Annotated in this window: 22 protein-coding genes and 5 tRNA genes; 7 read left to right on the forward strand and 20 right to left on the reverse strand. The window is 67.2% G+C overall.

Annotation, left to right across the window (positions count from 1 at the left end):
• Positions 1-50: 50 nt before the first annotated feature.
• From ACVCL3_RS05920 to ACVCL3_RS05950, 7 genes are all read right to left on the reverse strand, one after another.
• Positions 51-126, reverse strand: a tRNA-Trp gene (locus ACVCL3_RS05920).
• Positions 127-232: 106 nt separating this feature from the next.
• Positions 233-1,423: an elongation factor Tu gene (gene tuf, locus ACVCL3_RS05925; RefSeq protein WP_395117250.1), complete on the reverse strand. Its 1,191-nt coding sequence runs from the start codon at positions 1,421-1,423 to the stop codon at positions 233-235.
• Positions 1,424-1,502: 79 nt separating this feature from the next.
• Positions 1,503-1,578, reverse strand: a tRNA-Thr gene (locus tag ACVCL3_RS05930).
• A 172-nt stretch (positions 1,579-1,750) separates the two neighbouring features.
• A tRNA-Gly gene (locus ACVCL3_RS05935) sits at positions 1,751-1,824 on the reverse strand.
• Between the two features lie 48 nt (positions 1,825-1,872).
• A tRNA-Tyr gene (locus tag ACVCL3_RS05940) sits at positions 1,873-1,958 on the reverse strand.
• Between the two features lie 93 nt (positions 1,959-2,051).
• Positions 2,052-2,540, reverse strand: a complete 489-nt coding sequence (locus ACVCL3_RS05945; RefSeq protein ID WP_395117248.1) for an acyl-CoA thioesterase — start codon at positions 2,538-2,540, stop codon at positions 2,052-2,054.
• Between the two features lie 106 nt (positions 2,541-2,646).
• Positions 2,647-3,687, reverse strand: a complete 1,041-nt coding sequence (locus ACVCL3_RS05950) for a cyanophycinase (RefSeq protein WP_447100694.1) — start codon at positions 3,685-3,687, stop codon at positions 2,647-2,649.
• 132 nt (positions 3,688-3,819) lie between these two features.
• Between ACVCL3_RS05950 and ACVCL3_RS05955 the strand changes: the two genes are divergently transcribed.
• The 3 genes from ACVCL3_RS05955 (at position 3,820) to ACVCL3_RS05965 (ending at position 8,595) form a co-directional block, all read left to right on the forward strand.
• Positions 3,820-4,395 (forward strand): RNA polymerase sigma factor, encoded by a 576-nt coding sequence (locus ACVCL3_RS05955; RefSeq protein ID WP_395117244.1) that lies wholly within the window; start codon positions 3,820-3,822, stop codon positions 4,393-4,395.
• Positions 4,385-5,443, forward strand: coding sequence for a FecR family protein (locus tag ACVCL3_RS05960; RefSeq protein ID WP_447100695.1), 1,059 nt, complete (start codon positions 4,385-4,387; stop codon positions 5,441-5,443). Before ACVCL3_RS05955 ends, ACVCL3_RS05960 begins: the two co-directional genes overlap by 11 nt.
• Positions 5,444-5,535: 92 nt before the next feature.
• A complete protein-coding gene (locus ACVCL3_RS05965) occupies positions 5,536-8,595 on the forward strand; it encodes a TonB-dependent receptor (RefSeq protein ID WP_447100696.1) in 3,060 nt (1,019 codons plus the stop codon).
• 93 nt (positions 8,596-8,688) lie between these two features.
• Here the strand turns inward: ACVCL3_RS05965 and ychF are convergent, their stop codons facing one another.
• The 8 genes from ychF to ACVCL3_RS06005 form a co-directional block, all read right to left on the reverse strand.
• Entirely contained in the window at positions 8,689-9,777 is a 1,089-nt protein-coding gene (ychF, locus tag ACVCL3_RS05970; RefSeq protein ID WP_395117239.1) for a redox-regulated ATPase YchF, read from the reverse strand.
• A gap of 88 nt (positions 9,778-9,865) precedes the next feature.
• Entirely contained in the window at positions 9,866-10,447 is a 582-nt protein-coding gene (gene pth / locus ACVCL3_RS05975) for an aminoacyl-tRNA hydrolase (protein WP_447101572.1), read from the reverse strand.
• A gap of 53 nt (positions 10,448-10,500) precedes the next feature.
• On the reverse strand, positions 10,501-11,196 hold the full coding sequence (locus ACVCL3_RS05980) for a 50S ribosomal protein L25/general stress protein Ctc (protein ID WP_395117236.1): 696 nt from the start codon (positions 11,194-11,196) through the stop codon (positions 10,501-10,503).
• 161 nt (positions 11,197-11,357) lie between these two features.
• Positions 11,358-12,299, reverse strand: coding sequence for a ribose-phosphate diphosphokinase (locus ACVCL3_RS05985; protein ID WP_395121353.1), 942 nt, complete (start codon positions 12,297-12,299; stop codon positions 11,358-11,360).
• Positions 12,300-12,350: 51 nt separating this feature from the next.
• Positions 12,351-12,427 (reverse strand) — tRNA-Gln (locus ACVCL3_RS05990).
• Positions 12,428-12,467: 40 nt separating this feature from the next.
• Positions 12,468-13,847 (reverse strand): 4-(cytidine 5'-diphospho)-2-C-methyl-D-erythritol kinase, encoded by a 1,380-nt coding sequence (gene ispE, locus ACVCL3_RS05995; protein ID WP_447100697.1) that lies wholly within the window; start codon positions 13,845-13,847, stop codon positions 12,468-12,470.
• 55 nt (positions 13,848-13,902) lie between these two features.
• Positions 13,903-14,508 carry a lipoprotein insertase outer membrane protein LolB gene (gene lolB / locus ACVCL3_RS06000; RefSeq protein WP_447100698.1) on the reverse strand — a complete coding sequence of 202 codons (606 nt, stop codon included), beginning with the start codon at positions 14,506-14,508 and terminating at the stop codon, positions 13,903-13,905.
• On the reverse strand, positions 14,505-16,196 hold the full coding sequence (locus ACVCL3_RS06005; protein ID WP_447100699.1) for a tetratricopeptide repeat protein: 1,692 nt from the start codon (positions 16,194-16,196) through the stop codon (positions 14,505-14,507). Before ACVCL3_RS06005 ends, lolB begins: the two co-directional genes overlap by 4 nt.
• 165 nt (positions 16,197-16,361) lie before the next feature.
• On the opposite strand from ACVCL3_RS06005, the gene hemA reads away from it, so the two are divergent.
• Together hemA and prfA are read left to right on the forward strand one after the other, a co-directional pair.
• Positions 16,362-17,633, forward strand: coding sequence for a glutamyl-tRNA reductase (gene hemA, locus ACVCL3_RS06010; RefSeq protein WP_395117229.1), 1,272 nt, complete (start codon positions 16,362-16,364; stop codon positions 17,631-17,633).
• Between the two features lie 70 nt (positions 17,634-17,703).
• Positions 17,704-18,786, forward strand: a complete 1,083-nt coding sequence (gene prfA / locus ACVCL3_RS06015) for a peptide chain release factor 1 (protein WP_447099343.1) — start codon at positions 17,704-17,706, stop codon at positions 18,784-18,786.
• 113 nt (positions 18,787-18,899) lie between these two features.
• On the opposite strand, the gene ACVCL3_RS06020 is transcribed toward prfA, so the two are convergent.
• The 3 genes from ACVCL3_RS06020 to ACVCL3_RS06030 are packed head-to-tail and all read right to left on the reverse strand — an operon-like array spanning position 18,900 to position 20,913.
• Complete coding sequence (locus ACVCL3_RS06020; RefSeq protein ID WP_447099344.1) at positions 18,900-19,166, reverse strand: acylphosphatase; 267 nt, start codon at positions 19,164-19,166, stop codon at positions 18,900-18,902.
• Positions 19,166-19,639, reverse strand: coding sequence for a TlpA family protein disulfide reductase (locus tag ACVCL3_RS06025; protein WP_447100700.1), 474 nt, complete (start codon positions 19,637-19,639; stop codon positions 19,166-19,168). The genes ACVCL3_RS06020 and ACVCL3_RS06025 overlap by 1 nt, the downstream gene beginning before the upstream one ends.
• A complete protein-coding gene (locus ACVCL3_RS06030) occupies positions 19,636-20,913 on the reverse strand; it encodes a YihY family inner membrane protein (RefSeq protein WP_447100701.1) in 1,278 nt (425 codons plus the stop codon). Before ACVCL3_RS06030 ends, ACVCL3_RS06025 begins: the two co-directional genes overlap by 4 nt.
• 105 nt (positions 20,914-21,018) lie before the next feature.
• Between ACVCL3_RS06030 and wrbA the strand changes: the two genes are divergently transcribed.
• Positions 21,019-21,621 carry an NAD(P)H:quinone oxidoreductase gene (gene wrbA, locus ACVCL3_RS06035; protein ID WP_447099345.1) on the forward strand — a complete coding sequence of 201 codons (603 nt, stop codon included), beginning with the start codon at positions 21,019-21,021 and terminating at the stop codon, positions 21,619-21,621.
• Positions 21,618-21,992 (forward strand): DUF2069 domain-containing protein, encoded by a 375-nt coding sequence (locus tag ACVCL3_RS06040; RefSeq protein ID WP_447100702.1) that lies wholly within the window; start codon positions 21,618-21,620, stop codon positions 21,990-21,992. The genes wrbA and ACVCL3_RS06040 overlap by 4 nt, the downstream gene beginning before the upstream one ends.
• Before the next feature lie 65 nt (positions 21,993-22,057).
• Here the strand turns inward: ACVCL3_RS06040 and ACVCL3_RS06045 are convergent, their stop codons facing one another.
• Together ACVCL3_RS06045 and ACVCL3_RS06050 are read right to left on the reverse strand one after the other, a co-directional pair.
• Positions 22,058-22,828, reverse strand: a complete 771-nt coding sequence (locus ACVCL3_RS06045; protein WP_447100703.1) for an SDR family NAD(P)-dependent oxidoreductase — start codon at positions 22,826-22,828, stop codon at positions 22,058-22,060.
• A 126-nt stretch (positions 22,829-22,954) separates the two neighbouring features.
• Entirely contained in the window at positions 22,955-23,644 is a 690-nt protein-coding gene (locus tag ACVCL3_RS06050) for a GNAT family N-acetyltransferase (protein WP_447100704.1), read from the reverse strand.
• Position 23,645: the final 1 nt, after the last annotated feature.

Below are 23,645 nucleotides of genomic sequence, written 5' to 3' on the forward strand. Positions count from 1 at the left end.
GCCTTGCGGTCGACCCTGCCATCGTCACTCGTCCGAATCCTCGGGAAAAGTGGCACGCCAGGAGGGACTTGAACCCCCAACCTGCGGTTTTGGAGACCGCTGCTCTGCCAATTGAGCTACTGGCGTAAAAACGGGAACAGGGAATAGAGAATCGGGAATGGTAACCGATCCGGAGCGTGTCGTGCTTCGCTCCAGCGATTCCCGATTCCCGATTCCCTACTCCCGATGTATTTTACTTGATGACCTTGGCCACCACGCCGGCGCCGACGGTGCGGCCGCCCTCGCGGATGGCGAAACGCAGGCCTTCGTCCATCGCGATCGGGTGGATCAGGCTCACCACCATCTTCACGTTGTCGCCCGGCATCACCATTTCCACGCCTTCCGGCAGGGTCACGGCACCGGTCACGTCGGTCGTGCGGAAGTAGAACTGCGGGCGGTAGCCCTTGAAGAACGGCGTGTGACGGCCACCCTCGTCCTTCGACAGCACATACACCTCGGCCTCGAAGTCCGTGTGCGGGGTGATCGTGCCCGGCTTGGCCAGCACCTGGCCACGCTCCACGTCGTCGCGCTTCAGGCCGCGCAGCAGCAGGCCGGCATTGTCGCCCGCCTGGCCCTGGTCCAGCAGCTTGCGGAACATCTCCACGCCGGTGACCGTGGTCTTCTGCGTGTCGCGGATGCCGACCACTTCGATTTCGTCGCCCACTTTGATCACGCCGCGCTCGATACGACCGGTCACCACGGTGCCGCGGCCGGAGATCGAGAACACGTCTTCCACCGGCATCAGGAACGGCTTGTCGATCGTGCGCACCGGCTCGGGGATGTAGCTGTCCAGCGCGTCCACCAGCTTGATGATCGCCGGCACGCCGATTTCGCTCTGGTCGCCTTCCAGCGCCTTCAGCGCCGAACCATGGATGATCGGGGTGTCGTCGCCCGGGAAGTCGTACTTGCTCAGCAGCTCGCGCACTTCCATCTCGACCAGTTCGAGCAGCTCGGCGTCATCGACCATGTCCGCCTTGTTCAGGAACACCACGATGTACGGCACGCCGACCTGGCGCGACAGCAGGATGTGCTCGCGCGTCTGCGGCATCGGGCCGTCCGCGGCCGAGCACACCAGGATCGCGCCGTCCATCTGCGCCGCACCGGTGATCATGTTCTTCACGTAGTCCGCGTGGCCGGGGCAGTCGACGTGCGCGTAGTGACGGGTCGGCGACTCGTATTCCACGTGCGCGGTCGAGATCGTGATGCCGCGCGCCTTCTCTTCCGGCGCCGCGTCGATCGCGCTGTAGTCCTTGAATTCTCCACCGAAACGCTCGGCACCGACCTTCGTCAGCGCCGCCGTCAGCGTCGTCTTGCCGTGATCCACGTGACCAATCGTGCCGACGTTGACGTGCGGCTTGGTGCGTTCGAATTTACCCTTTGCCATGCGCGCTAAACCCCGATGGAGTCAATCAATTGTAGAAAAAGAACAGCCCGTTTACGGGCTGGCCGTGAAGGCCGGAAGCTGGTGCTCATGACAGGAATCGAACCTGTGACCTCTTCCTTACCAAGGAAGTGCTCTACCGACTGAGCTACATGAGCGTGTATTTCAGCCGTCCTCCATGACGGCAAAGACAAGACCGACATCCTGTCGGACTCTTCATAACTTCAGCCATCCTCCATGATGACGAAGAACAGACCGGCGTCCTGCCGGATGATTCGAAACTTATGCCGCGATCGCGTCGATCAACAGCTTCTGACACTTGCAGTGCAATGGAGCGGGAGACGGGGATCGAACCCGCATCATCAGCTTGGAAGGCTGAGGTTCTACCATTGAACTACTCCCGCCCTGCGCGGAAATCGTGTCTTGCGCGCCGCTTTCGCGTCGCTTGTTGCTGGTGGAGGGAGGTGGATTCGAACCACCGAAGGCGTAAGCCAGCAGATTTACAGTCTGCCCCCGTTGGCCGCTTGGGTATCCCTCCAACAAAGAACGCGTATTGTGTGGATCGTGCCGGGAACTGTCAACACCTCATGGCACGCATATCGCATGTCGGCGCGCCATCCGGCCGTGCCCGTCAGGTGTCGGCAAGGTCTTGCGGATCGACCAACTGCTCCATCCCCCGGGACAACTCGAGCAGTTGCCGGGCCTTGGCCTGCAGGCGCCGATCGGCCTCGTTGCGCGGCTCCCAACATGGCACCGGGGTGGGCTTGCCATCGGCGCCGTCCAGCGCCACAAACACCATCACGCAGCTGGTCGCCAGGCGCTGGTCGCCCTTGCGCAAGTCGCTGGCCATCACGTCGACGGCCAGATGCATGCTGCTGCGGCCCGTATGGATCAGGCGCGCCCTCACCGTGACGAGGTCGCCGATCAGGATCGGCGCCACGAACTGGATGCCGCTGACCGAGGCCGTGACGCAATACGCTCCACTCCAGGCAACCGCGCAGGCATAACCGGCCTGGTCGATCCACTTCATCGCCATGCCGCCGTGCACCTTGCCGCCGAAGTTGACGTCGGTGGGCTGGGCGAGAAAACGGAAACTGACTTCCTGCTGTTTTCCGGGCATGGCGGGTCCGCGAAAGCAAGATCGGAAGGGCGATTATGCCCGCTTCACCCACTCACCACGATCGCTACGCCGGCAACCGGCGTCGCCATGCGCGCGCCGAAGCCAGCTAACGTGCCGGCGTCGCGGCCGGCACGGCATCGCCGTGCAACTCAAGCTTGCCGTCGCGCACGTCAGCGGTGACCTCGAACGCCGGGCGTTGCACGCTCAGATCGCGCAGGTCGATCCGACTGTGCGGGCCGATGCCGGTCACGCGAATGCCCCGATAGTCCAGCGGCTGGCCGGCAACGACCCGCGCCGGCGGACCCGCGGGGCGCACCAGCCAGGCGAAACCGTCGTTCAGGGTGACCAGATGCCCTTGTCCATCGGCCTCCACGCACAACGCGGCATCCTCATCCACGCCCAGGCCGATCACGTCGGCATGCCCCTCGTGGCGCAACCGGGCGATGAACGCAACCAACCGGCCCAGCCGCTTGCGCGCATGGAAGTGGGTGTCGGTGATGACGTGCCGCAGGTACGGCAGATGCAGGAAACCTTCGACCACGGTCACCGCCTTGCCCAGCGGATCGGCCAGCGCTTCATCCGAGGTGATGCTGCCGCCGTCCAGCGCGCCATAGGCAAAGCGGCCGAGGATCGCCAGGCCGGCACTGGTGCCGCCCAGCGGCTTGCCCTGCGCCACATGGCGTTCCAGCAAGGCGTTCAACGGCGTGCCTTTCCAGAACCGCACATAGTTGGCCTGGTCGCCGCCGGCGATGAAGATGCCGTCGGCCGAACGCACGATCTCCAGCACGCGCGGATCGCTGGCCGCCGCGCGGTCGTGGAACACCAGGGTCTGCACCGAGGCCACGCCGCCGATGTCTTCGTACAGCTCCTTCTGCAATTCATCGGCACCGGAGGCGCGCAGGACCACGAAATGCCCGTGCCCGCCCCTGGCGGCGAACCATGCGAACGCCGCCGGCGGCCAGTCACCACCGCCCATCAGCAGCAGCGCCGGCTCGGTGGTTCCGGGGCGCGCGGCGTCGAGCTTGCCGATCCGGTAATAGTCGTAGCCTGCACCCGACGGCTTGGCCACGCTGCCGGGCCCGAAGGCCGCCAACAGCAGGCAGCACGCCAGCCACAGCCAGCGGAAAGTTGGTCGGAACGTTTTCATCGGCACTTCCCCGGGCCATGACAGAGCGGGCGCATGCCCGTCCGTGGTTATCGTCCGGGACGAGCGGCCCGCGGATATCCCCCACGTTCGCCCCGCTGTCCAGCCGCCCCGGATTGGCGCTAAGGTCGCCACGTGGACAATTCCCTCAACAGCTGGTTTGCCCGCGAAATCCTCGTCCACGAGGGCGCCCTGATGCGCTATCTGCGGCGCAGCTGGTTCCGTCGCGAGGAGGTCCACGACCTGCGCCAGGAGATCTACGTTCGCGTCTACGAAGCCGCGGCACGGTCGCGCCCGACCCAACCCAAGTCGTTCATGTTCACCACGGCGCGCCACCTGATGACCGACCGCCTGCGCCGCGAACGGGTGGTCTCGATCGAGGCCGTGGGTGATATCGACGCGTTGAACGTCTCGGTGGACGAGGTCACGCCGGACCGCCGGCTGGACGCACACCAGGAGTTGAAACGCCTCGCCGACGCATTCGACCGCCTGCCCGACCGCTGCCGCGAGGTGGTCTGGCTGCGCCGCGTCGAGCAGTTGTCGCAGAAACAGGTCGCCGCCCGCATGGGCATCAGCGAGAAGACCGTGGAGAAGCAGATCGCCAAGGGCGCGCGGCTGATCGCTCAGTATGTGCACGGCGATCGCCACGCCCATCGCCACACCCGTGCAGGCGAACAGGAAACCGCCATCGAGCTTGGTCATGACCAGTAGCAGGGAGATCGAACACATCGCCGCGAGCTGGCTGGCCCGACGCGACGGCGAGCACTGGAACGAGCGCGACCAGCGCCGGCTGGACGCGTGGCTGGATGCGTCAACCGCGCACCGGGTGGCCTACGTGCGGCTCGACGCGGCGTGGCAGCAAAGCGGCCGGCTGCAGGCGCTGGGTGCCGGCTGGCGCGCCGGCGGCGTGCCGCCGCGTGGCAGTTGGGCGACGCCGCACACCGGTGCACCTGCGCTGGCGCAACCGCACCCTGCCGCGACTCCGCGCGGCTGGCGGGCAGCCACGCGACGCCGATCCTGGCCGCACGCCCGGCTGCTGGCGGTCGCCGCTTCGCTGCTGGTGGTCGTGACGCTGGCGCTGGCCTGGCATGGGTACGGCGCGGTGGAGCAGGCATCCTATCGAACCGCCGTCGGCGAGCTGCGCGAGGTGCAACTGGCGGACGGCTCGGTGGCCACGCTCAGCAGCGACAGCCGCATCCGGCTGACCTGGTCGCGCCGCGAACGCCACGTCGATCTCGAGCAAGGCGAGGCGTTCTTCAGCGTGGCCAAGGATCGCGCACGACCGTTCGTGGTCAGCGCCGACGCGCGCCGGGTGATCGCCGTCGGCACACGCTTCGCGGTGCGCCGTGACGCGGCGGATCTGCGCGTGGTGGTCACCCAGGGCCTGGTGCGGCTGGAATCCGACGGTCGTCCCGACGGCCCGCACCAGGCCACCACCCTGTTGCCGGCCGGCAGCGTGGCCATCGCCAACGATGGCGGCGTGGTCGTGCATTCGGGAACCGTGCAGCAGGCGCAGGAATACCTGAGCTGGCGCAACGGTTTCGTCAGCTTCCACGACACTCCGCTGGCCACCGCCGTGGCCGAGTTCAACCGCTACAACCAGCGCAAGATCGTGATCGACGATGCGCGGGTCGGCGCCATGCGCGTGGGCGGCAACTTCCGCTGGTCCAACACCGACGCCTTCGTGCGGCTGCTGACGCGCGGCTTCCCGGTCAAGGCCACCGCGCGCGGGAACACCATCGTGTTGAGTCCGCGCTGAGCGGAGCGGTGCCTGGGGGGGATTTTCCGCGCCCGCTCGTCATGGCATCTACGCGGTGCGCATCGTGCGCGCCTGCCTGGGGAGAACTGCACATGACTCGTTCGCTACGCGGCGCGCTGTTGATCCTTGCTTCCTCGGCACCGGCCCTCGCCGCCGCACAGGCCCCGGCGACGCGGCCGGTCGACATCCCGGCCGGTGACCTGGTCACCGCGCTGGATACGCTGGCCCGCCAGTCCGGCGCGCAGTTCATCTACCAGGCCGACCAGCTGCGCGGACTGCGCACCGCCGGCGTGCGCGGCACGCTGTCGACGGACGAGGCGCTGCGGCGGTTGCTGGCCGGCAGCGGCTTCACCACGCAGCACGACGAGTCCGGCGCGGTAGTGATCGTCAAGGCGGCCCGCCGAACCGCGCCGCCAACCGCACCCGCGCCTGCCGGCAGCGGCTCCGCCGAACCGGACCCGGAACAGGCCACACGGCTGGACGAAGTGCAGGTCACCGGCTCGCGCATTCCGCGGGTGCAGGTCGAGGGCCCGGCGCCAGTCACCGTGGTCACCGCGCAGGAGATCAAGGCCGCCGGCTTCGCCAGCGTGCCCGACGTGATGCGCGCGATCACCCAGAACAGCGGCGAGACGCAGAGCCAGCAATCCTCCAGCGGCGCCGACTTTTCGCCGGGCGCCGAGGAAGTCGACTTGCGCGGGCTCGGCCCCAACCACACCCTGGTACTGGTCAACGGCCGGCGCATCGCCGATTTTCCGCTGCCGTTCAAGGGCCGCAGCAACTTCACCGACATCTCCAACATTCCGATCGGCATGATCGACCGCATCGAGGTGCTCACCGGCAGCGCCTCGGCGGTGTACGGTTCGGACGCCATCTCCGGCGTGGTGAACTTCATCCTGAAGGACCACGCCGACGGCACCACCATCGACCTGCGCTACGGCGACACCACCCGCGGCGGCGGCGCGTCGACCAAGCTGAACTTCTCCACCGGCTTCTCGCAGGGTGACTTCAACCTGGTGTTCGGCGCCGAGCTGATCGACCAGAAGCCGCTGTGGGCCTACGACCGCAAGATCCAGGACTCCACCGCCGACGCGCCCACCGCGCGCTCGCAGGTGCCGCGCCGCACCTTCCTCAACGGCGACTGGAACGACGACTACATCGACCCCGGCCAGGCCACCTGCGACGCGCTGTCGTACCTCAACGGCGGCACCACGGTGTATGCGAACCGGCCGCGCTACGGCAATTTCTGTGGCAGCGCCGAGTCGATCGGCTACGGCACCATCCTCAGCCAGCGCCGCGGCATCAACACCTACACCTCGGCCAACTTCAAGATCAACGACAACCTGAGCTGGTTCGGCGACATGCAACTGGGCTGGAGCAAGGTCGAGCTGTTCCGCGACGTCGAGCAATGGAACTACCAGGCGCCCGACGGCAACGAGGACGGCTACTTCTACAACGCGCACAGCGGCGGCATCGAGAACTGGTATCGCCAGTTCACGCCCGAGGAAATGGGCGGCCTCGGCCGCGGCATGATCGAGAACACGCAGAAGACCTTCAGCCTCACCACCGGCTTCAAGGGCACGTTCGGCCAGGCCTGGGATTACGAGGCCTCGCTCAGCCACTCGCAGTACAAGGCGCTGATCAGCTGGCCGCAAACCGTCGCCGCGAAGGCCAACGATCTCTACCTCGGCCCGCAACTGGGCGTGGACCCGGACAGCGGCCTGCCGATCTTCGACGCCGATCCCGTCCGCCTGTACACGCCGCTGACCCGCGCCGAGTACGACGCGATCACCGCGCGCACCAACTACCACCCCGAATCGCGCAGCGACACGCTGGCGTTCACCCTGACCAACACCGCCTTGTTCAACCTGCCCGCCGGGCCGGCGGGTTTCGCCGGCGTGGTCGAGTTCGGCAACCAGGCCTACGACCTCAACCCCGACCCGCTGGCCACCCAGTACTACTACTACAGCTGGAAGGATTCCGACGGCCACGGCAGCCGCAACCGCTGGGCTACCGCCGGCGAGCTGCGCCTGCCGCTGCTGGAATCGCTCAACCTCAGCCTGGCCGGCCGCTACGACCAGTACCGCTTCTCCGGCCACAAGACCGGCAAGCTGACCTACAGCACCGGGCTGGAATGGCGCCCGCTCGACAGCCTGCTGCTGCGCGGCTCCTACGGCACCGCGTTCCGTGCGCCGGACCTGCACTACGTCTACGCCGGCATCGGCAACGACGAGACCTCCGGCAACGACTACTACCGCTGCCGCACCGAGGAGCCGGACGAGGACATCACCGACTGCTCGTATTCCGACGAAGGTCTGATCCGCACGCGCCAGGGCAACCGCGACCTGAACTCCGAGACCAGCACCTCCTGGACCGGCGGCTTCGTGTGGTCGCCGACGCCGAACCTGGATCTGTCGGTGGACTATTTCAACATCCGCATGCAGAACCAGGTGCAGGACCTCAGCACCGACCGCATCCTGCAACTGGAAGCCGATTGCCGCATCGGCAAGGACGTCAACGGCAATCCGGTCGACCCGAACTCGCCCAGTTGCATCGACGCGGTGGCGCGCGTCACCCGCACCGCTGGTACGGGTCGCTTGTACGGCATCTTTGTCAACCCGATCAACGTCGCCAACGAGCGCACCAGCGGCATCGACGCCAGCGCGCACTACAAGCTGGAAACCGCGATCGGCACCTTCCGTTTCGCCGGCAACTACACCTGGACCCGCAACCACCTGTTCCAGCAATACCCCGGTGACCCGACCCGGGATGAACTGGCGGTCAACAGCGGCTTCGACATCCCGCGTGAAAAGACCAGCGCCAGCATCTCGTGGGAGCGCAAGGCCTGGTCGGCCACCTTGTTCGGCACCCGCCTGGGCCGCCTGCCAAACTCGTGGTCGTACGATCAGGTCGTCGACACCTCGGCCGGCGATCCCGCGTGGGTCCACGCCACCTATCGCTACAACGCCACGCTGCAGTACAAGTTCAACGACCATGCCCAGCTGTCGCTGGCAGTGGACAACCTGTTCGACAAGATGCCCCCGCGCGACCCCACCTATACGTCGTATCCGTACTACGACATCTCATGGTTCGACGCTGCCGGCCGCAGCTACTTCGTGCAGTTCACCTACAAGTTCGGCGGCAGCGCGCTGTAGGCGACTCTTTGCGGCGAGGTAGGGCGGGCACTGCCCGCCGGCGCTTCAACGCACCCATCGGGAGCGGCGGGCAGTGCCCGCCCTACGCGCCGGTCAGACGTTGAACAGGAAGTGCAGCACGTCGCCGTCCTTGACGATGTAGTCCTTGCCTTCCTTGCGCAGACGCCCGGCGGCGGCGGCGCCGGCTTCGCCCTTGTACTGGATGAAGTCGTCGTAGGAGACGGTTTCGGCGCGGATGAAGCCTTTCTCGAAATCGCTGTGGATCACGCCGGCAGCCTGTGGCCCGGTGGCGCCGCGCTTCACCTGCCACGCGCGCACTTCCTTCACGCCGGCGGTGAAATAGGTCTGCAGGTCGAGCAGCTTGTAGCCGGCGCGGATCACCCGGTTCAGGCCCGGCTCGTCCAGGCCCATGTCCTTCAGGAACTCGTCGCGGTCGGCTTCGTCGAGTTGCGCCAGTTCCTCCTCGATGGCCGCACACACCGGCACCACCTCGGCACCCTCGGCGACGGCGCGCTCGCGCACGGCGTCCAGCAACGGGTTGTTCTCGAAGCCGTCGTCGGCGACGTTGGCGATGTACATCAGCGGCTTCAGGGTGAGCAGGAACAGGTCGCGCACCAGCGCCTTCTCTTCCTCGTCCAGGCCGAGGCTGCGCGCGGACTTGCCTTCGTTGAGCCCGGCAGCCAGCTTCTGCAGCACCGGCTTCTTCGCCAACGCATCCTTGTCGTTCGCCTTGGCCGCGCGCTCGGCGCGGTTCAGCGCCTTGTCCACCGACTCCAGGTCGGCCAGCGCCAGCTCGGTGTCGATGGTCTCGATGTCGGCGATCGGATCGACCTTGCCGGCGACGTGGATCACGTCGCCCTCGAAGCAGCGCACCACGTGGGCGATCGCGTCGACCTCGCGGATGTGGGCCAGGAACTTGTTGCCCAGGCCCTCGCCCTTCGACGCGCCGGCGACCAGGCCGGCGATGTCGACGAACTCCACCGCGGTCGGCACCACCTTCTGCGGGTTGACGATCGCCGCCAGCGCATTCAGCCGCGGGTCCGGCACCGGCACCACGCCCACGTTCGGCTCGATCGTGCAGAACGGAAAATTGGCCGCCGCGATGCCGGCCTTGGTCAGCGCGTTGAACAGGGTGGACTTGCCGACGTTGGGCAGTCCGACGATGCCGCATTTGATGCCCATGGATTTGATTCCGGGAATAGGGAATAGGGAATGGGGAATAGGAAAAGCGGGGGTCGGGATGCTCTTGCGACTCCCTATTCCCCATTCCCTATTCCCTCGTCGTGTGCAACTGCTGCATCGCCTTGTCGAACTGCCCATCCACCGCCAGCGGCAGCACGTCCAGGGCGCGCGCGACGCCGTCCAGGATGGCGGTTTCGTCCGTGGCGGAAGGCCGGCCCAGCACCCACGGCGTGACCTGATCCTTGTGGCCGGGGTGGCCGATGCCCACGCGCAAGCGATGGAACTTGCCGTGGCCGAGGTGGCCCATGATGTCGCGCAGGCCGTTCTGCCCACCGTGGCCGCCGTCGAACTTCAGGCGCACGGTACCGGGCGGCAGGTCCAGGTCGTCATGCGCGACCAGACAGTGTTCGGGTTCGATCTTGTAATAGCGCAGCGCCGAAACCACGGCGATGCCGCTCTTGTTCATGAAGGTGGCGGGCTTGAGCAGCCAGACCGGTTCGCCGCCAAGGCGCACGCGGCAGCTCTCGCCATGCAGCTTGCCGTCGAAGGCGAACCGTTCGCCCTGGCCGCCGGCAAGGGCGTCCACCAGCCAGAACCCGGCATTGTGCCGGGTTCTGAGGTATTCGGCGCCGGGATTGCCCAGCCCGACGATGAGTTTCAATCCAGCCATTGCGCAGCCAGCCATGCATGGCCCCGCGCCGGTCGGGCGCGGGGCCGCACAACTTACTTCTTGTCGGCAGCCGGCTTGGCGTCGGACTTCGCACCCGGCTTGGCAGCCGCGGCCTTGGTCGCTTCGGCCTCGGCTTCGGCAGCGTCTTCCGCGACATCCGCGGCGCTTTCCTTGACCGCGTTCACGGTCACCACGGCGACGTCGTGGGCTTCACCCAGCTGCAAAGCCGGCAGTTCCACGTTCGCCGGCAGCTTCAGCTGCGACAGGTGGATGATGTCGCCGGCCTGCAGCGCGCCCAGATCCAGCTCGATGAACGCCGGCAGATCCTTCGGCAGGCAGCTGACTTCCACTTCGGTCAGGTTGTGCGAGATCACCACGCCGGACATCTTGCCGGCCGGCGACAGTTCCTTGTTCAGGAAATGCAGCGGCACGTTGGCGCGCAGCCTCGCGTTCTCGTCGATGCGCTGGAAATCCATGTGCATCATCAGCTGCTTGAACGGATGCTTCTGCCAGTCGCGCACCAGCACCTTCTGCACCCTGCCATCGACGTTCAGGTCGAGGATCGAGGAGAAGAACCATTCGTTCTTGGCGGCGAGCAGGATGGTGTTGTGCTCGATCTGGATGCTTTCCGGCGGCTGGCTGCCACCGTAGACGACGGCCGGCACGAAGCTCGCGCGACGCAGGCGGCGGCTCGCACCTTTCCCCTCGTCCTTGCGGCTCTGCGCCTTGATTTCATGAGTCTGGGTCATTGTTTTATTACCTTGGGTTGCGTTTTCCGCCTTGCGACGGATGGGTGACTCTCCCGCGACCAGGAGAGCCCTTGGAGGGGAATAGGGAATGGAGAATAGGGAATAGGAAAAGCGTGGGTGCGGCTCTTCGATTCCCTATTCCCTACTCCCTATTCCCGGATTCAATCCACATACAGCGAACTCACCGACTCGCCGAAGGCGATGCGGCGAATGGTTTCAGCCAGCAGTTCGGCGACGGAGAGCTGGCGGATCTTGCTGCAGGCCTGGACTTCGGGGCGCAGCGGCAAGGTGTTGGTGACCACCAGCCGGTCGAGCTGGGAGCCTTCGATGTTGCTGATCGCCGCGCCGGACAGCACCGGATGCACGCAGTAGGCGACCACCTTGCGGGCGCCACGCTCCTTGAGAGCTGCAGCGGCCGCGCACAAGGTGCCGGCGGTATCGACGATGTCGTCGACCATGACGCAGGTCTTGCCTTCGACGTCGCCGATGATGTTCATCACGGTGGAGACGTTGGCGCGCGGACGGCGCTTGTCGATGATCGCCAGGTCGGCATCGTCCAGCCGCTTGGCGATCGCCCGGGCACGCACCACGCCGCCCACGTCCGGGCTGACCACGATCAGGTCTTCCATGCTGTACTTGCGCCAGATGTCGGCCAGCAGCACCGGTGAGGCGTACACGTTGTCGACCGGGATGTCGAAGAAGCCCTGGATCTGGTCGGCATGCAGGTCCACCGTCAGCACCCGGTCCACGCCCGCGGCGCCGATCATGCGGGCGGCCAGCTTGGCGGTGATCGGCACCCGCGCCGAGCGCGGCCGGCGATCCTGCCGGGCGTAGCCGAAGTACGGGATCACCGCCGTGACGCTGGCCGCCGAGGCGCGCTTGAGCGCGTCGGTGAGCGCCAGCAGCTCGAACAGGTTCACCGCGCTGGGCGCACCGGTCGGCTGGATCACGAACACTTCCTGCCGGCGCACGTTCTCCTCGATCTCGATCTGCACCTCGCCGTCGCTGAAGGTGCCGACCAGGGCCTTGCCCAGCGGCACGCCCAGGCGGTGGGCGACATCCTCGGCCAATGCGCGATGCGCATTGCCGGTGAACAGCATCATCGGGGTGGACGTGTCCACGGTGCTACCTCGAAAACTCAGCCAACAATGAAGTGGCTGGGGCGGCAGGATTCGAACCTGCGAATGCGGGAATCAAAATCCCGTGCCTTAACCAGCTTGGCGACGCCCCAGTGTCTTGGTGTATTCGGTCGTGCCTTTGCCTGAAATCCGTCAACTTGCGCGTTGCCGCGCCAGCGCCTGATGCAGCGGCGAGACATCCATCCCGCTCGCCACGTGTACCCTGAATGTCGCCGGACAACGTTCTGCGATGGCGTGGGCACGCGCGAGCGAGCGCAGCTCCAGGAACACGCAGCCGCCGGTACCCGAAAGCCTCGCCGTGCCGAAACCGCCCAGCCACGCCAGCGCCGCCGCGACCCGCGGGTAACGCGCCCGCACGACCGGCTCGAAGGCGTTCTCGACCGTTGCGCCGGAAACAAAGGACGAAATTGTCGCCCGCGGCGCATTTCGTGTCAATTCAGGCGCTTGAAAGAGCGCTGCAGTAGGCACCTGCTCGCGCGGGTCGAGCACCACGTAATGCCTTCGCGGCAGATGGATCGGACTGAGCCGCTCGCCGACACCCTCGGCCCAGGCCGAACGCCCGCGCACGAATACCGGCACGTCGGCACCGAGCTGGCCGCCCAGCGCGGCCAGGCTGTCCTCGTCCAGATCCAGCCGCCACAGGTGATTGAGCGCCACCAGCACGGTGGCCGCGTCGGAACTGCCGCCGCCGAGGCCGCCGCCCATCGGGATGCGCTTGTCGACGGCGAGATCCGCGCCCAGCGCACAACCGGCATGCTGCTGCAGCAAGCAGGCCGCGCGCACGACCAGGTCGTCCGACTCGGCCACCCCCCGCGCGCCGTGCAGGCGCTTCACTTCGCCATCGTCGCGCACCCGCAGGCGCACTTCGTCACCCCAGTCCAGCAGGCGGAACACGGTCTGCAGTTCGTGGTAGCCGTCGGCACGGCGACCGGTGATGCGCAGGAACAGGTTCAGCTTGGCCGGCGCGGGCCATGCGGTCCATTCACCGCGCGCCGGCGTGGCCAGCGGGCGGCTCATGAAGACGCGCAGGTCGTCGGGAAAACCGTGCTCGCGATCGCGTTGGCGGGCGTTGGCGAACGCCGGAGCGTTCTTGTCGACCACCGCGAAACCATGCCGTGCGTAGAACGGCGCGTTCCACGGCACGTCGGCAAGGGTGCCCAGATCCACCCGCCGATAGCCCGCCTCGCGCGCCCAGTTGCAGGCGTGTTCGAGCAGGGCCGCGCCGATGCCGCGGCGACCATGCCCGGGCAGCACGTCGATCTCGGCGACGCCGATCGCACCGTCGCCCGGCTCCTCGTCCAGCCAGATGAAGCCGAGCGGATCGCCCGCTTCATCCGGCGCCACCCAGACCAGGCCGCGCTCGACAGCCTGCCGCAGCAGTTCGACCGGCATCGACACCGCCGCGTACGCCGGCCACGCCGGATGGCCGCGAAACAGCTGCACGGCCTTGCGTTCGATCGCACACAGGGCGGCGACATGGCCCGGCTGGGCACGGTCGATGTGGACGTTCATGGATGGCAGCGGCGCACCGTCGGCAGGGCGCAAAGCCTAACCCAACCGATGGCGCTTACCGAAACTGCCAGGATTCGATCGACAGCCGCACCTTGTACGGCGGTCGCGCGGCGTAGACCTTGGTCGGCAACGGCGGATCGCGGGTTTCGTCCCAGCTGCGGTATTCCACCGACCAGCCGTCCTGCCGCAGCAGCGACGGCAGCCGGTTTTCGCCGAAGCGGATTTCCGCCGGGCCGCCAGCGGCACGCAGGCCCAGCACCCACGCGCGCAACTCGCGCAGCGGCACTTCCCAGCCCAGTGCCTTGCGCATCAGCGCCTCGGCGTCGTTGCCGCGCAGCGGCCCGCCGTCCAGCCCTTCGAGCAAGGCATCGTGCGCATCGCCGCTGAGCCGGAAACTCTTGCCGGTCACCGGCGCGCGCAGCACGAACTCGTAACGCGCGCCGTCCTGGCTCCAGCTGAAGCTGCCGCTGCCGCCTTCGTGGCCATCCGACACGCCCAGCCGGCCTTGCAGCGACCAGTGCCCGGCGTCGGACAGCGCGTGTTCGCGCGCGCGCTGGGCGGCAAGCAGGCCGGCGTCGCCGGGCATGCGTACCGCCGGCGCGCAGGCGGCCAACAGCAACGGCAGCAGCAATGCCGCGCCGTACGCGGTGATCCGGCTCAAGGATGCGCTCCGACCGGCAGCAGGCGCTTCAGGGCATCGCGCAGGGCGAGGCTGTGCGGGTCGAGCTTGCGCACCTCGTCGAACACCTGCTGCGCATCGTGGCGACGGCCCTGCTTCCACAGCACTTCGCCCAGATGCACGCCGACATCGGCGTCCTTGCGCGCCAGCCAGGCGCCGCGCAGGGTTTGCTCGGCCTGCGCCAGATGGCCGAGGCGATATTGCAGCCAACCCCACGAATCGGCGATGGCCGGATCGTCGGGCTTGGCCGCGCGCGCGACCTGCAGCAGCTTCTTCGCCTCGGCCAGGTCGCGATTGGCGTCGGCCAGGGTATAGCCCAGCGCGTTGCTGGCGTCGATGTCGCCGGGCTTGATCTTCAGCAGGTGCTGGAAATCCTTCACCGCCAGGTCGATCTGGCCGGCTTGGGCATAGGCCAGGCCGCGACCGTAGAGCAGGCCGGGATCGTCGGGCATCACCTGCAGGGCGCGGCCGAACGCGGTTTCCGCCTGTGCGTAGTCCTGCTCGCGCAGGTACAGTTCGGCATCGGCCTGCAAGGCCTGACTCAGTTGCTCGGGCTGTTCGAGGTAGTCGATTTCCAGCTGGGCGAGCAACTGATGCGCCTGTTCGCGCTTGCCCTGCGTGTGCAGGATCAGCGCACTGCGTATCGCGGCGTCGAACGCATGCGGATCGTCGTCGCCGACCTGCTCGTACCAGTCCAGCGCCTCGGCCTCGCGATGCTGCATCTCGGCCAGCTGACCGAGCAGGTAGCTGCTCTGCACGCGCACGTCGGGCGGGGCCTGCTGCAACTGGCGGTACAGCGTGGCCAGGGCCTTCGCGTCCTGGTGGCGGGCGGCCAGCCCCGCGCGCATGGCGTAGGTGTCGGCGTCCTGCGTGCCGTGCGCGAGCAGCCGGCTGGCGGCCGCGTCGTCACCCGACGCGCTGAGCAGGCCGGCGTAGGCCAGGCGCAGGCGCGTATCGGACGGTGCCTGTGCCAGCGCCTTGCGCAACAGTTCCTGCGCGCCGGCACGGTCGCCGTCCTTGGCTTTCATTTGCGCGGCCCAGGCGTAGGTCTCGGCGTTGTGGAAGCGCTGCACCGCCGCCGTGGCGATCTGCTGCGCATAGGCATGGCGGCCGAGCTTGTCGCCCAGTTCGCTCATCGCCAGCCAGGCCTTGGGGTCGGCCGGCAATCGCGCCGGCACGGCCAGCGCCTCCAGCAGGCGCGCCGCCTGCGCCTGGTCGCGCGCGCCCAGCAGCACGCGGCCGAACTGGCGCCAGGCATCCTTGTCGCCGCTGGTGACCAGGCGTTCCAGCTGCTGTTCCGCCTCGGTCGCATTGCCCTGGTCGAGTGCCAGCTCGGCGCGCGCGCGGGCAATGGATGCGGGCTTGGCGCCCAAGGCCTGCCAGCGGTCCAACGCGCGGCCGGCCGCCTCGCCGTGATGCACGGCGATGGCCAGCTCCGCTGCCCGCTCGGCAACGGCGGGATCGGTGCTGAGGGCCATCGCCTTGTCGTAATGAGCCGACGCGGCGGGCAGATCGGTGTTCCCCAACGCCATTTCGCCGGCCAGCAACTGGGCCAGCAAGTCGTGGTCGGCATCCGGCGTGGCCACCACCAAGTGCGCCAGCGGCTGCGGCGTCGGCGCGGCCTGCGGACGCAGCGGCGCCGTGGTGCAGGCGCCCAGCGCGAGCGCCATTGCGGCCAGTGCCGTAAAATGCCGCAGTTGCTTGAACTTGTTCGACCCGCTCCGCACACTGTTCTCCGTCAACCGACCTGCTGCAGCCGTATCCGCGATGATCGGCGCTCGCGCCAAGCTTAGCCTACGCCGCCAAACTCCTGCCGCCGAGATATCCGCCATCCCATGCCACTGATCGCCCTCGGGCTCAATCACCTCACCGCGCCGGTCAGCCTGCGCGAGCAGGTGGCGTTCGATGAGGACGCCGCCAGCGCAGCGCTGCGCGAGCTGGCCAGCGAGCCGGGCATCGAGGAGGCGATGATCCTGTCCACCTGCAACCGCACCGAGCTGTACGTGGGCGTGGCCGAAGGTGCCGAGGACATCCCGCAGGTGTGGTTGAACCGTCATCATCATCTGACCCCCGGCAAACTCGATGAGTTCCTTTATCGGCATGAGGAACGCGATGCGGTACGCCACGTGTTCCGCGTCGCCACCGGGCTGGATTCGATGGTGCTGGGCGAGCCGCAGATCCTGGGTCAGGTGAAGGACGCCTACCAGCAGGCGCGCCTGGCGCATGCGCTGAAGGCGCCCATGGATCGCCTGCTGCAGCACACCTTCGCGGTGGCCAAGCGGGTGCGCACCGACACCCGCATCGGCGCGCACACGGTGTCGGTGGCATTCACCGCGGTGCGCCTGGCCGAGCAGGTATTCACCGACCTGGAACAGGCCTGCATACTGCTGATCGGCGCCGGCGACACCATCGAGCTGGCCGCGCGCCACCTGACCGAACGCCACGCCCGCCGCCTGATCGTGGCCAACCGCACGCTGGAAACCGCGCAGGATCTGGCCGGCCGCTACGGCGGCTACGCGGTGGCACTGGCCGACCTGCCGCAACACCTGGCCGAGGCGGACATCGTGATCTCCTCCACTGCGGCGCGGCAGCCGATCGTCACCCGCGCGATGGTCGGGCAGGCAATGGCGAGCCGCCGGCGCAAGCCGATGTTCATGGTGGACATCGCGGTGCCGCGCGACATCGAGGAATCCGTCGCCGAACTGCCGGACGTCTATCTCTACGGCATCGACGACCTGCGCCAGGTGATCGACGACAACCGCCGCTCGCGCGAAACGGCCGCCCGCGAGGCGGATGCGATCATCGACCTGCAAGTCGACCGCTACATGGCCTGGCGCCGCGCGTTGACCACGAAGAACCCCGCCCTGGACATGCGCCAGCACGCCGAGGTCTACCGCGACGAGGTGCTGGGCAAGGCCCGCGCGATGCTCGCCCACGGCAAGTCGCCGGACGAGGCACTGGCCTTTCTCGCCAACACGCTGACCAACAAGCTGCTGCACCATCCCAGCGCGCGCTTGCGCGAAGCCGCCCTGAGCGGCGATCTCGACCTGCTGCACGCCGCGGGGCGGCTGTACGGGCTTGATTCAGAAGCGAGTGATGAGAAGTGAGAAGTGAGAGAAAGCATCGCTCCGGTCCTCTCTTTTCTCACTCCTCTCCACTCACTTCTCGCCCCTCCCCATGACCCCCTCGATCCGCCGCAAGCTCGAAGCACTCGCCGAGCGCCACCAGGAAATCGGCCTGCTGCTGTCGCAGCCCGAGGTGCTGGCCGACAACAGCCGCTTTCGCGAGCTGTCGCAGGAGTACGCCCAGCTGGAACCGATCGCCGGTTCGCTGCGCGAGCACGAGCGCGCCGAGCGCGATCTGGCCGAATCGCGCGCGATGCTGGACGATCCCGAATTGCGAGAGATGGCCGTCGACGACGTCGCCCGCCTGGAGCGTCGCCTGCAGGATCTCGACGGCGAACTGCAGCTGCTGCTGCTGCCGAAGGACCCGCGCGACGAGGCCAATCTCTATCTGGAAGTGCGCGCCGGCACCGGTGGCGACGAGGCGGCGATTTTCGCCGGCGACCTGTTCCGCATGTACGTGCGCTACGCCGAGAGCCGCCGCTGGCACGTCGAGGTGCTCAGCGAGCACGCCGGCGAGCACGGCGGCTACAAGGAGATCGTGGCGCGCATCGAGGGCAAGGGCGCGTACTCGCAACTGAAGTTCGAATCGGGCACGCACCGCGTGCAGCGCGTGCCGGAAACCGAATCGCAGGGCCGCATCCATACCTCGGCCGCGACCGTCGCGATCCTGCCGGAGCTGGACGAGATCGACGAGATCGAGATCAACCCGGCCGACCTGAAAGTGGACACCTTCCGTGCCTCCGGCGCCGGCGGCCAGCACGTCAACAAGACCGACTCGGCAATCCGCATCACCCACCTGCCCTCCGGCACCGTGGTGGAGTGTCAGGACGAACGCAGTCAGCACAAGAACCGCGCGCGCGCGATGAGCCTGCTGAAGGCGCGCCTGCTCGACGAGGCGCAAGGCAAGCAGGCCGCCGCGCAGGCGCAGGAACGGCGCCTGCAGGTGGGCTCCGGCGACCGCAGCCAGCGCATCCGCACCTACAACTACCCGCAGGGCCGCATCACCGACCACCGCATCAACCTCACCCTCTACCGCCTGCCCGAGATCATGCAGGGCGACCTGGGCGAACTGATCGACACGCTCACCCGTGAGCACCAGGCCGACCAGCTCCAGGCTCTCGGCGGCGCCTCGTAGGGCGGGCACGGCCCGCCACCGTCGCGCCTCGAAGCCGCCAGCGGGCAGTGCCCGCCCTACGCGCTGAAGTCCACCTACCGCAGAAACAGTCATGCCGCAGGGTTCGGGCGACCTCAGGCGGTGTGGAAACCCTGCAACTGCCGGTCGGAAAGGTCCTCGCGCCTGACCGCGGTCACGGCGGCGGCTGGCGGACCTTGCCACAACCACCGCCCCAGCGCGTCGAGCGCTTCGGCATTGCCGCTGGCCAGCACTTCGACGCGACCGTCATCCAGGTTCCTCGCGTGACCGGCAATGCCCAGCGCCAGCGCCTGCTCGCGGGTGCTGGCGCGAAAGAACACGCCCTGCACGCGACCGTCCACGAGAAACCGCGCCGTCGGCATCAGTCCGCCCCGATCCACTGCTTGAGCAGGGCCTCGGTGACCGGCCCCAGCTTCCGCTGCGCCACCTTGCCCTGCGGGTCGATCAGGTAGGTCATCGGCAGGCCGCGCGGCGCGTCGAAATCCTTCAGCGGCTTGTCCACGGTGACGTGGGCGATCGGATAGACCACCGGGTGCCTGGCCAGGAACGCCTTGATGTCGGCCGTGTCGCTGTCTTCGTAGGCCAGCCCGATCGCGCGCACGTTCTGGTGCGCGGCGACGAAGTGCGAGATGTCCGGCATTTCCTTGATGCACGGCACGCACCAGGTCGCCCAGTAGTTGACGATGACCCAGTGCCCGCGCTGCGCGGCCAGGTCGAAGCTCTTGCCATCGAGCGTGCTGACCTTGAGCGTTGGCTGCTCCGGCATCGCGGCCTGCAACGGAGTGACGAAAGCCAGCGCCAGGGCGACGGCGGCGAAACGGCTCAGCAACATCATGCGGGGAGTTCCTCGGTGTCGGCGGCCGGGTCGGCGGCCGGGGGATAGATCTGGTCGAGCCGGGTGCCCAGCTTCGAATGCAACGCGGCGGCCACCTCGTCGAGCAGCAGCAGCAGCTCCGCCGGCAGCACCACGTTCATCGCCGTGGCTTCCTCGCGCGGTTGCAGCGGCAGGCGATGATGAGTGCAACGATACAGCCGCAGCAGGTCGGTGCTGTCCAGGCTGCGACAGAGCAGCCAGCCGCCCGCCTCCCCGCGCTGGATCAGATCGGCGTCCTGCAGGTCGTCGAAATAGCCGGCGACCGCACCCGCGCTGAGGCTCGGCGCGCCCAGGCGCACCTCGGCCACGTCCACGCACGCACCCTTGCGCTGCGCGTCGACGAACACCCCCAGCACCACCAGCAGGCCCAGGAACTCGGCCCCTGCCGGCAGGGTTGCGGAGGGCGGCACGTACTCGTAGGCGGAGATCGACGCCGCCACCGAGGCGGCCAGGATCACGATCACCCATGACAGGTAGATCCACAGCAGGAAGATCGGGATCGTCGCCAGCACGCCGTAGATCTGCTGATAGGTCTGCGCGTGCCCCACGAACTGGCCGAAGCCCCAGCGCGCGATCTCGAACAGCACCGCGCCCAGCAGCGCGCCGATCGCCGCGTCGCGACGCGACACCCGCGTGTTGGGGATCACCGCGTACATCAGCCACAACGTGCAGAAGGTCACCAGGAACGGCAGCGTCGCCAGCAGGCTGGCGCCGATCGAGTGGATCTGGCCGGCCGCCACGCTGAGGAACGGCATCGCGGTGACGTACGACGTGGTGGCGATGCCGCCGCCGACCAGGATCGGCCCCAGCGTCAGCGCGGCCCAGTACAGCAGCAGGCGCGAACTCCAGCGGCGCGCCTGGTGCACGCGCCAGATCCGGTTGAGCCGGTCCTCGATGCTGATCATCATCGACAGCGCGCTGAACAGCATCACCAGGATGCTGACGCCGGTGAGCCCCTTGGCGTTGTCGGCGAAACTCTGCAGCGCCGCCTGCACCTTTTCGCCGGCCGTCGGCACGAAATTGTTGAAGACGAAATTGAGCAGCGTGTCGCGCGCGCCCGCGAACACCGGGAACACCGCGAACATCGCCAGCACCGCCACCGTCAGCGGCACCAGCGACACCAGCGTGGTGTAGGACAGCGCGCCGGCCGTCTCGAAGCACTTGTCGTCGATGAAGCGCTGCCACACGAAGCGGCGGAAATAGCGCATGCGATCGGGATCGAAGCGGCGGGCCATCGCTATCCTCGGGTTGTCGCGGCAGCCTGCCGCTTCCGGTGTTCGGGGTATCGGCCGGTACACTAGCCCATTGCCCGTGAACGCCTCAACGCGTGGAATCGCCGCATGGCCCGAGAAATCCTGGTGTTGTATTACAGCCGCAGCGGACACACCGCCCAACTGGCGCGCCTGATCGCGCGTGGTATCGAGGAGGTACCCGGCATGCGCGCGCGCCTGCGCCAGGTGCCGCCGGTGGCGCCGGTGACCGACATCGCGCAGCCGCCGGAACCGGAGGACGGCGCGCCATACGTGACCAAGCAGGATCTGCTCGACTGCGTCGCACTCGCCATGGGCAGCCCCACCCGCTTCGGCAACATGGCCGCGCCGCTGAAATATTTCCTCGACACCACCGGCGCCGAATGGGCCAGCGGCGCGCTGGCCGGCAAGCCGGCGGCGCTGTTCACCTCCACCAGCACCATGCACGGCGGCCAGGAATCCACCCTGCTCTCGATGGCGCTGCCGCTGCTGCATCACGGCATGCTGATCGTCGGCGTGCCGTACACCGAGCCGGCGCTGACGAGCACGCAGAGCGGCGGCACCCCCTACGGTGCCAGCCACGTCGCCGGCGCCAAGGGCGACAACCCGATCAGCGAACACGAGCGCGAGCTGGCCCGCGCGCTGGGCCGCCGCTTGGCCGACGTGGCCAGCCGCCTGGCGGATACGCCATGACCGCCGCCACGCACGCGCCCATCCTGCCCGTCTATCGCGTCGGCCTGGCCGCCTGGGCCTTGCTCGTCGTGCTGCAGCTCGTCTGGCATGCCTGGCTGGTGCCATCGCAAACCCTGTCCGCCTGGCTGGTGCTGGCGATCACCGTGATTCCCTTGCTGCTGCCGCTGCTGGCGCTCCGCAACGCGCGCCGCGCGCTGCTGTGGGTCGGCATCCTCAGCCTGTTCTATTTCTGCCACGGCGTGACCGAGGCATGGAGTTCGGCAGGCGAGCGCTGGCTGGCGGTGGCGGAGATCGTGCTTACCGTGTTGTTGATCGCGGCGCTGGGGGCTGGCGTCAAGCGCAAAGAACCGGACGGAAAGCGGCCTGATTGAATTAATCCGAGCCGCGAAAACGAAGCAATTATTTGGCTTGGATCGCTGATCAGAAGGCCCGCATGTTACGCGGTAAGCCCTCCATCGATGACCAGGCTGTGGCCGACCACATAGGACGATAAATTACTGCTCAGCCAAAGTATGGCCTGAGCGATTTCACCTGCGCTGGCTGCTCTGCCAATAGGAATCTCGCGAACCAGATCTTCCTTGATTTTCAGGACATCGCTTTCACTGAGATGTGCCGTCCTTCGTTCGCGCCGAGGTGTGTCAGTTACGCCCGGACACACGGCATTGATGCGAATTCCGTCGGTGATGTACTCCTTCGCGGCGGAGCGCGTAAGGCCGATGACTGCATGCTTGGCAGCACTGTACAAGGCGGCCGTCGGTACTCCACTCAGCCCCGTGGTTGAGGCTACGTTGACGATTGTCCCACCGCCCCGCGACAGCATTGCCGCTATTTCAGCTCGCATACAACTGAATACGCCAGTGAAGTCAGTCGCCAACTGGTCGGACGCAGCCTGACTCCGCACCTCATGCATTCTAGTCGGTTTGAAATCATAGCCCGCGCTATTGACGGCGCAATCCACCTTTCCGAATCGTTCGGCCACTACGGTCAGAAGTTTATCCACCGACGACGGATCGCCCACATCGCATTGAATGAAGGTTGCCTCCGCGCCCATGTTTGCCAGTTCTTCTTTGGCCAGCAAGCCTCTCTCGGGATTCCGGCCAGCCAGAATTATCACGGCGCCTTCAGATTCAAATGCTTTTGCCGTGGCGAGTCCGATTCCACTCGTCCCGCCGATAATCAATACGATTTTGGACTTAAATTCATACACCGGCGTGTTTCCAATTGAAAGTGCATAAAAAAAGGGGGTTAAAAACGAGGCCAGGTTTACTTATCCCGTTCGGATTGAGGTAGTAAGTGAACCTGACCCAAGCGGCGCAGCACGCCGCACTGAGCGTCAAGCCCGCCGGACCACCCGCACCACCGATTCGCGATGGTCGACGAAGCCCATGAGCCGATACAGCGCACGAGCTCCCTCGTTGGCACGCATCACGTGCAGGAACGGCATTTCCCCACGCAGCAGCTGGCGCTGGACCAGCCGGGCGGTGAGCCGGCGCGCCAATCCGCGTCCCTGCGCATCGGGATGGGTGCAGATGCCGCTGACCTCGCGCCAGCCGCCGGCGAAGGCGCGCTCGCCGGCCATGGCGATCAATCGCGCGCCATCGAACAGGCCGAAGTAATCGCCCAGCTCCAGCGTGCGCGGCCCGAACGGACCGGGCTTGGTCAGCGCGGCCAGTTCCATCGCCTGCTCCGCATGCTGCGGGCCCAGCGGCAAGGCTTCCGGCGCGTCATCCTGCTCGGGGAGCTCGCCTGCCCAGTGCATCTTGAACATGGTCGATTCCAGCTCCACGCTCCAACCGGCCGGAGCCGGTCCCGACCAGCCATCGGTGTAGAACGACTCGCCCGCCGTGCAGAACGGCCGCAATGCGTCGAATGCCGGCTCGGCCGGATCGGCAAAGCCGAGGATCGGCGAAAACCCCGGCGCGAACCGCCGCGCGCCGCCCGCACCCTGGGCAAAACCCGCCTGCGGCCCGCTCAGCGCATGCCAGAAGATGTTGTCGAGGATGGCCGATACCGGCGGCTGCATG

Source organism: Rhodanobacter sp. UC4437_H4 (genome assembly GCF_052978425.1).

What these genes read in the sequence shown, in the direction of transcription:
- tuf (WP_395117250.1), bottom strand. Translation starts at nt 1,423, where the DNA reads ATGGCAAAGGGTAAATTCGAACGCACCAAGCCGCACGTCAACGTCGGC.
- ACVCL3_RS05945 (WP_395117248.1), bottom strand. Translation starts at nt 2,540, where the DNA reads ATGCCCGGAAAACAGCAGGAAGTCAGTTTCCGTTTTCTCGCCCAGCCC.
- ACVCL3_RS05950 (WP_447100694.1), bottom strand. Translation starts at nt 3,687, where the DNA reads ATGAAAACGTTCCGACCAACTTTCCGCTGGCTGTGGCTGGCGTGCTGC.
- ACVCL3_RS05960 (WP_447100695.1), top strand. Translation starts at nt 4,385, where the DNA reads ATGACCAGTAGCAGGGAGATCGAACACATCGCCGCGAGCTGGCTGGCC.
- ACVCL3_RS05965 (WP_447100696.1), top strand. Translation starts at nt 5,536, where the DNA reads ATGACTCGTTCGCTACGCGGCGCGCTGTTGATCCTTGCTTCCTCGGCA.
- ychF (WP_395117239.1), bottom strand. Translation starts at nt 9,777, where the DNA reads ATGGGCATCAAATGCGGCATCGTCGGACTGCCCAACGTCGGCAAGTCC.
- pth (WP_447101572.1), bottom strand. Translation starts at nt 10,447, where the DNA reads ATGGCTGGATTGAAACTCATCGTCGGGCTGGGCAATCCCGGCGCCGAA.
- ACVCL3_RS05980 (WP_395117236.1), bottom strand. Translation starts at nt 11,196, where the DNA reads ATGACCCAGACTCATGAAATCAAGGCGCAGAGCCGCAAGGACGAGGGG.
- ACVCL3_RS05985 (WP_395121353.1), bottom strand. Translation starts at nt 12,299, where the DNA reads ATGATGCTGTTCACCGGCAATGCGCATCGCGCATTGGCCGAGGATGTC.
- ispE (WP_447100697.1), bottom strand. Translation starts at nt 13,847, where the DNA reads ATGAACGTCCACATCGACCGTGCCCAGCCGGGCCATGTCGCCGCCCTG.
- ACVCL3_RS06005 (WP_447100699.1), bottom strand. Translation starts at nt 16,196, where the DNA reads ATGGCGCTCGCGCTGGGCGCCTGCACCACGGCGCCGCTGCGTCCGCAG.
- hemA (WP_395117229.1), top strand. Translation starts at nt 16,362, where the DNA reads ATGCCACTGATCGCCCTCGGGCTCAATCACCTCACCGCGCCGGTCAGC.
- prfA (WP_447099343.1), top strand. Translation starts at nt 17,704, where the DNA reads ATGACCCCCTCGATCCGCCGCAAGCTCGAAGCACTCGCCGAGCGCCAC.
- ACVCL3_RS06020 (WP_447099344.1), bottom strand. Translation starts at nt 19,166, where the DNA reads ATGCCGACGGCGCGGTTTCTCGTGGACGGTCGCGTGCAGGGCGTGTTC.
- ACVCL3_RS06025 (WP_447100700.1), bottom strand. Translation starts at nt 19,639, where the DNA reads ATGATGTTGCTGAGCCGTTTCGCCGCCGTCGCCCTGGCGCTGGCTTTC.
- ACVCL3_RS06030 (WP_447100701.1), bottom strand. Translation starts at nt 20,913, where the DNA reads ATGGCCCGCCGCTTCGATCCCGATCGCATGCGCTATTTCCGCCGCTTC.
- wrbA (WP_447099345.1), top strand. Translation starts at nt 21,019, where the DNA reads ATGGCCCGAGAAATCCTGGTGTTGTATTACAGCCGCAGCGGACACACC.
- ACVCL3_RS06040 (WP_447100702.1), top strand. Translation starts at nt 21,618, where the DNA reads ATGACCGCCGCCACGCACGCGCCCATCCTGCCCGTCTATCGCGTCGGC.
- ACVCL3_RS06050 (WP_447100704.1), bottom strand. Translation starts at nt 23,644, where the DNA reads ATGCAGCCGCCGGTATCGGCCATCCTCGACAACATCTTCTGGCATGCG.